1 protein-coding gene is annotated in these 1,198 nt (G+C 56.3%); it reads left to right on the top strand.

Annotated features, from left to right (window positions below; translation table 11 throughout):
• Positions 1-235: 235 nt before the first annotated feature.
• Positions 236-1,198 (top strand): PQQ-binding-like beta-propeller repeat protein (locus tag AAAB35_RS09940; protein ID WP_340668121.1); only part of this gene is annotated, 963 nt, incomplete at its 3' end.

The following is a 1,198-nucleotide window of genomic DNA, read 5'->3' as shown; positions in this document are numbered from 1 at the left end:
CAAGGGAGTGGTGACAGTCTTCGTAGGCCAAGCGGGGTGGGCAGTAACGGTGCCCTCTGCTCGCCTGGCTTAGGTCGTGACACGCTGCCGGAAATACTTCCCATTTGCGTGAGCTGATGGAGCGGAGCCGTCCTTTGAAGTGGCGCCGTCCGATAGTTCATTAAGGTGAACTCAGGGAGGACTCGTAATGCGTGTACACAAACATTTCATTGGCATTGCACTTGCTACCACGGCCATGTCGCTTTCGTTGGCAGGAGGAGCATTTGCCAATGATGATCTTCAAAGCCTGTCTTCGGATGCGAAGAACTGGGCCATGCAGACCGGCGATTACGCCAATACTCGATACTCGAAACTGAAGAAGATCACCGCGGAAAACGTCAAGAACCTCCAAGTCGCCTGGACGTTCTCGACGGGCGTACTGCGCGGCCATGAAGGCGGTCCGCTCGTCATCGGCGACGTCATGTATGTCCATGCTCCTTACCCGAACACGGTTTATGCGCTTGACCTTAACAATGATGGCAAGATCCTGTGGCGGTATGAGCCGAGACAGGATCCGAACGTCATTCCCATTATGTGCTGCGACACGGTCAATCGCGGTGTAGCCTATGGCGATGGCAAGATTTTCCTCTATCAAGCCGATACGACCCTCGTCGCCCTCGACGCAAAGACGGGTGCGGTGGTCTGGTCTGTCAAGAATGGTGATGCGGCCGACGGCAGCAAGGGCGAATCCGGCACATCGGCGCCGGTCGTCGTCAAGGACAAGGTTCTCGTCGGCGTGTCCGGCGGTGAATTCGGCGTTCGCGGCCACCTGACGGCTTACAACATCAAGGATGGCAAGCAGGCTTGGCGGGCCTATTCGATGGGGTCTGACAAGGATACCCTTATCGATCCGGAGAAAACTACCAATCTCGGTAAGCCGGTTGGCGCCGATTCTGGCACCAATACCTGGGAAGGCGAACAGTGGAAAATCGGCGGCGGAACGACATGGGGCTGGTATTCCTACGATCCGAAGCTCAATCTCATCTACTACGGCACAGGCAACCCTTCGACGTGGAACCCTGTTCAGCGTCCGGGCGATAACAAATGGTCGATGACCATCATGGCCCGCGATGCCGATACCGGTATGGCAAAATGGCTCTATCAGATGACCCCGCACGACGAGTGGGACTATGATGGCGTCAATGAAATGATCCTGGCA

This window comes from Phyllobacterium sp. (assembly GCF_037994425.1).
In the GTDB taxonomy this organism is placed as follows: domain Bacteria; phylum Pseudomonadota; class Alphaproteobacteria; order Rhizobiales; family Rhizobiaceae; genus Phyllobacterium.
This window is presented reverse-complemented; position numbering and strand designations above follow the sequence as displayed.